This window comes from uncultured Caballeronia sp. (assembly GCF_964243625.1).
Taxonomy (GTDB): Bacteria; Pseudomonadota; Gammaproteobacteria; order Burkholderiales; family Burkholderiaceae; genus Caballeronia.
On sequence record NZ_CAXTGZ010000437.1, the window covers coordinates 1 to 5,148 of the forward strand.

Consider the following 5,148-nt stretch of genomic DNA (forward strand, 5'->3'; position numbering starts at 1 on the left):
TCAGGTAGATCCACTTGCTCGCCTGCGACGGCTGGATCACCTCTTTCAGCAAGAGCTTCAGCACGTCGGCGATCGGCTGCAACAGCCCCATCGGACCCACGCGATTCGGGCCAAGACGCACGTGCATCCAGCCGATGAGCTTGCGTTCCCACAGAATCAGGTACGCGACGCACAGCAGGATCACCACCGACACCACGAGAATGCGGATGACAGCCCACACCGTGGGCCAGGCGACACCGAGGATCTGCGTCCCGCCTGCGTTGATCGTATCGAACAAGCCCATTTACGCCTTCTCCACTACCAGTTCACCGAACAGAGCCCCGAGCGCTGCACCGGCCGGCGTTCCCGCCGATACACGCACCACGCTTTCCGCCAGATTCGCGTCGCGAACGGCCGGCAGCGTGACCGAGAGACCGCCTTGAGCGACGCGCACGGCATCGCCGTCTTTCAGACCGAGTTTTTCGAACAGCGACGTCGGCAGCGCAGCCACATTGGCGTCGCGCGCGGCAGCCGTCAGATGCAGCGATTCGGCGCGACGCGACAATGCGTCGGCATGATAGATCGGCGTGTCGGCGAGGCGCTCGAAACTGCCTTCGTTCAATGCAGCCTTCGTCACCGGCTTGATCGCCACGCTGCTCTTGTTCGACAGGCGCGAACTCAGATCGCCCTTGCCCAATGCTGCGTCGCGGACTTCTTCGGCGGTATCGAATTCGAAACCCTTCAGGCCCAGGATGCTGCCCAGCACACGCAATACTTTCCAGCCCGGACGCGTTTCGCCCAGCGGACGCACGACGCCGTTGAACGTCTGCGCTGTACCTTCGGCGTTGACGAACGTGCCCGATGTTTCCGTGAACGGTGCGATCGGCAGCAGCACGTCGGCGTAATCCGAGCCGTGCTTGAACGCCGACAACGCGACAACCATTTCGGCCTGCTTCAATGCGGCGAGCGCTTGAGCGGGGTTGGCGGTATCGAATGCAGGTTCGACGTTGAACAGCACGTAACCCTTGCGCGGCTGCTCGAACGCTTCGCGTGCGTTCAGGCCGCCTTCGCCCGGCAGTGCATCGACGAGATGCGCGCCAACCGTATTTGCAGCTTCAGTCAGATAACCCAGCGTTGCGCCCGTCTCGTCCGCGATCCACTGGCAAACAGCATGGATCTGCGCGAACTGCGGATGCTGAACCGCGCTGTTGCCGAGCAGCAGGACACGCTTGTCGCCGGCCGACAGGGATGCAGCGATGTCCTTGGCCGCCGCCGATGCCTCGATGCCAGCGAACGCTTCCGGTGCAGCAACGCCACGTGCTTCGGACACTGCAGCAGCAATGCTGCCCAGGTGCGCGAGCCATTCTGAAGGCGCTGCCACTACGCGATGCGCAGCGGGAATCAGCGAATCGTCGTTCGTCGCGTTCAGGAACGTGAGCTTTGCGCCGCCCTTGGCGGCCTGACGCAGACGTGCGGCGAACAGCGGATGATCGCGACGCAGGAACGAACCCACGACGAACGCCGTGTCGATATTCGTCAGGTCCGCGATCTTCATGCCAAGCCACGGCGCGCTGTCGGAAACCGGCGCAGAGAAGTCGCTCTGGCGCAGACGGAAATCGACGTTCGGCGTACCCACGCCTTCGGCAAACTGCTTCAGCAGATAGAGTTCTTCAACGGTGCTGTGCGGCGTAGCCAAAGCAGCGATCTGATTCGCGCCATGGTCAGCCGTAATGCCCTTGATGCCCTTCGCCACGTACTCCAGCGCCGTTTGCCAGTCGGTCTCGATCCACTTGCCGCCCTGTTTCAGCATGGGCTGCGTGAGACGATCGTCGCCGTTCAGCGATTCGTACGAGAAGCGATCCTTGTCCGAGATCCAGCATTCGTTGATGGATTCGTTTTCCATCGGCAGGACGCGCATCACGCGGTTGTTCTTCACCTGTACGACCAGATTGGCGCCGACCGAATCGTGCGGGCTGATCGACTTGCGGCGCGACAGTTCCCACGTACGGGCGCTGTAGCGGAACGGCTTGCTCGTCAACGCGCCGACCGGGCACAGGTCGATCATGTTGCCCGACAGTTCTGAATCGACCGTCTTGCCAACGAACGACGTGATTTCCGAGTGCTCGCCGCGACCCAGCATGCCGAGTTCCATCACGCCGGCCACTTCCTGACCGAAACGGACGCAACGCGTGCAATGGATGCAGCGCGTCATCTCTTCCATGGAGATCAGCGGTCCGACGTTCTTGTGGAACACCACGCGCTTTTCTTCGTTGTAGCGCGACTGCGATTTGCCGTAACCCACCGCCAAGTCCTGCAACTGGCATTCACCACCCTGATCGCAGATCGGGCAATCGAGCGGGTGATTGATCAGCAGGAATTCCATGACGGACTGCTGCGCCTTGATAGCCTTGTCCGACTTCGTACGCACGATCATGCCCGCCGACACCGGCGTGGCACACGCGGGAACCGCCTTCGGCATTTTCTCTACTTCGACCAGGCACATCCGGCAGTTCGCCGCGATCGACAGTTTCTTGTGATAGCAGAAGTGAGGAATGTATGTATCGACCTTATGCGCAGCCTGGATCACCATGCTGCCTTCAGGCACTTCTACACTTTTGCCGTCGATTTCTAATTCAACCATGATGGGGAATGGTCCTTGGCCTGATCACTGATCACGCGGTAAGCGCTTCGGACGTGTGCGCATGATGCGCATGTCCGTCGACGAGACAATGTTTATGCTCGACGTGATATTCGAATTCGTCCCAGAAATGCTTCAGCATGCCGCGCACCGGCATGGCCGCCGCGTCGCCGAGTGCACAAATGGTGCGACCCATGATGTTTTCAGCGACCGAGTTCAGCAGATCCAGGTCTTCCTTGCGCCCGAGTCCGTGTTCGATCCGATGCACCACGCGATAAAGCCAGCCCGTGCCTTCGCGGCAAGGCGTGCACTGACCACACGATTCTTCGTAGTAGAAGTACGACAGGCGCAAGAGCGAACGCACCATGCAACGCGTTTCGTTCATGACGATCACCGCGCCCGAACCCAGCATGGAGCCCGCCTTCGCGATCGAGTCGTAATCCATGTCGGTGGCCAGCATGAGCCCACCCGGTACGACTGGCGCAGACGATCCACCCGGGATCACCGCTTTCACGGACTTGCCGCGCACACCGCCTGCCAGCTCGAGCAGCGTCTCGAACGACGTGCCGAGCGGCACTTCGAAATTGCCCGGACGATTCACGTCGCCGGCAACCGAGAAAATCTTCGTGCCGCCGTTGTTCGGCTTGCCGATCTCGAGATACTTCTGCGGGCCGATAGCCAGCAGGAACGGCACGGCTGCGAACGTCTCGGTGTTGTTGATCGTGGTCGGCTTGCCGTACACGCCAAAGCTTGCCGGGAAAGGCGGCTTGAAGCGCGGCTGACCTTTCTTGCCTTCCAGCGACTCGAGCAACGCAGTTTCTTCGCCACAGATATACGCGCCGTAACCATGGTGCGCATACAGTTCGAACGAGAAGCCCGAACCCAGGATATTCGCACCCAGGTAACCGGCCGCACGTGCTTCTTCAAGCGCCTGTTCAAAGACCTTGTAGACCTCGAAGATCTCGCCGTGAATGTAGTTGTAGCCGACCGTGATGCCCATGGCGTACGCGCCAATGCACATACCCTCGATCAACGCATGCGGATTCCAGCGAAGAATGTCGCGGTCCTTGAACGTGCCCGGTTCGCCTTCGTCCGAGTTGCAGACGAGGTACTTCTGCCCCGGGAACTGACGCGGCATGAAGCTCCACTTGAGGCCGGTCGGGAAACCCGCACCGCCACGGCCACGCAGGCCCGACGCCTTGACGTCGGCGATGACCTGTTCTTGCGGAATTTTTTCTTCGAGAATGCGGCGGAGCTGGGCGTAACCGCCGCGCGCCACATAGTCTTCGAGGTGCCAGTTTTCGCCGTTGAGGCCGGCGAGAATCAGGGGCTGGATGTGGCGGTCGTGAAGAGACGTCATTTCGAAAGTTCCTCGAGGAGCGTGTCGATCCGCTCGCGACTCATGAAACTGCACATACGATGATTGTTCACGAGCAACACGGGTGCATCGCCGCACGCGCCAAAACATTCACCTTCTTTCAAGGTGAACTTGCCGTCAGCGGTGGTTTCGCCAAAGTCGATGCCGAGCTTTTGCTTCAGGTATTCCGCAGCACTTTCCGAGCCGCCGTCAGGACCGAGTTGGCACGGCAGATTGGTACAGAGCGTGATCTTGTGCTTGCCGACCGGCGCGGTCTCGTACATGGTGTAGAACGTCGCCACTTCCTGCACGGCCACGGACGGCATGCTCAGGTAGTCGGCCACGAACTGCATGATTTCCGGCGACAGCCAGCCATGCTCTTCCTGAGCGACAGTCAGCGCCGCCATCACTGCGGACTGCTTCTGCTCCACAGGATATTTCGCGATCGCGCGATCGATTTCTTTCAGGCCTTCAGCTGAGATCATTTCAGACACGACTCTTTCAGTTCCTACCGAACGAAAACCCGCCGCGCCCTTCTTCTGCGGCAGACCTGGCGTCCTGCTGTTGTTGGTTCGCCGGCACGTTCAGCGCTAATGCGCGACCGGGCCGGCGTAATGCGGGAGATTTCCGCGACTGCATGTCAGCGGTCGATCTCGCCAAACACGATGTCCTGCGTCCCGATGATCGTCACCGCGTCCGCAATCATGTGTCCGCGCGCCATTTCGTCGAGCGAAGCAAGATGCGCATAACCCGGCGCACGAATCTTCAATCGATACGGCTTGTTCGCCCCATCCGAAATCAGGTAGATGCCAAACTCGCCCTTCGGATGCTCGACTGCTGCATACGTCTCGCCTTCCGGAACGTGGAACCCTTCCGTAAAGAGCTTGAAGTGGTGAATCAGCTCTTCCATGTTGGTCTTCATGCCCACGCGCGAAGGCGGCGCAATCTTGTGATTGTCGATCATCACCGGGCCCGGATTCTTGCGCAGCCACTCAATACACTGTTTCGCGATACGCGTGGATTGGCGCATTTCTTCCACTCGCACGAGATAACGGTCGTAGCAGTCACCGTTGACGCCCACCGGAATATCGAAATCCAGTTGATCGTAGACTTCGTACGGCTGCTTCTTGCGCAGATCCCATTCAATGCCCGAGCCGCGCAGCATGGCGCCGGT

4 protein-coding genes and 1 pseudogene are annotated in these 5,148 nt (G+C 60.1%); all 5 read right to left on the minus strand.

Annotated elements, in window-relative coordinates; all coding sequences use genetic code 11:
* The coding region (locus tag ACFFAR_RS23980) for an NADH-quinone oxidoreductase subunit H (RefSeq protein ID WP_375508588.1) at positions 1 to 283 on the minus strand (283 nt) is incomplete at its 3' end.
* Positions 284 to 2,620 carry an NADH-quinone oxidoreductase subunit NuoG gene (nuoG, locus tag ACFFAR_RS23985; protein WP_062167083.1) on the minus strand — a complete coding sequence of 779 codons (2,337 nt, stop codon included), beginning with the start codon at positions 2,618 to 2,620 and terminating at the stop codon, positions 284 to 286.
* A gap of 31 nt (positions 2,621 to 2,651) precedes the next feature.
* The gene (gene nuoF / locus ACFFAR_RS23990; protein WP_174362270.1) at positions 2,652 to 3,977 is read right to left on the minus strand and encodes an NADH-quinone oxidoreductase subunit NuoF; all 1,326 of its coding nucleotides are present in this window, start codon (positions 3,975 to 3,977) and stop codon (positions 2,652 to 2,654) included.
* Positions 3,974 to 4,459 (minus strand): NADH-quinone oxidoreductase subunit NuoE, encoded by a 486-nt coding sequence (gene nuoE, locus ACFFAR_RS23995; RefSeq protein WP_060858512.1) that lies wholly within the window; start codon positions 4,457 to 4,459, stop codon positions 3,974 to 3,976. The genes nuoF and nuoE overlap by 4 nt, the downstream gene beginning before the upstream one ends.
* Before the next feature lie 155 nt (positions 4,460 to 4,614).
* Positions 4,615 to 5,148, minus strand: a pseudogene (locus tag ACFFAR_RS24000) (NADH-quinone oxidoreductase subunit D); the annotation flags it as partial.

Coding starts and splice junctions, on each gene's coding strand:
- nuoF (WP_174362270.1), bottom strand. CDS start 3,977: ATGACGTCTCTTCACGACCGCCACATCCAGCCCCTGATTCTCGCCGGC.
- nuoG (WP_062167083.1), bottom strand. CDS start 2,620: ATGGTTGAATTAGAAATCGACGGCAAAAGTGTAGAAGTGCCTGAAGGC.
- nuoE (WP_060858512.1), bottom strand. CDS start 4,459: ATGATCTCAGCTGAAGGCCTGAAAGAAATCGATCGCGCGATCGCGAAA.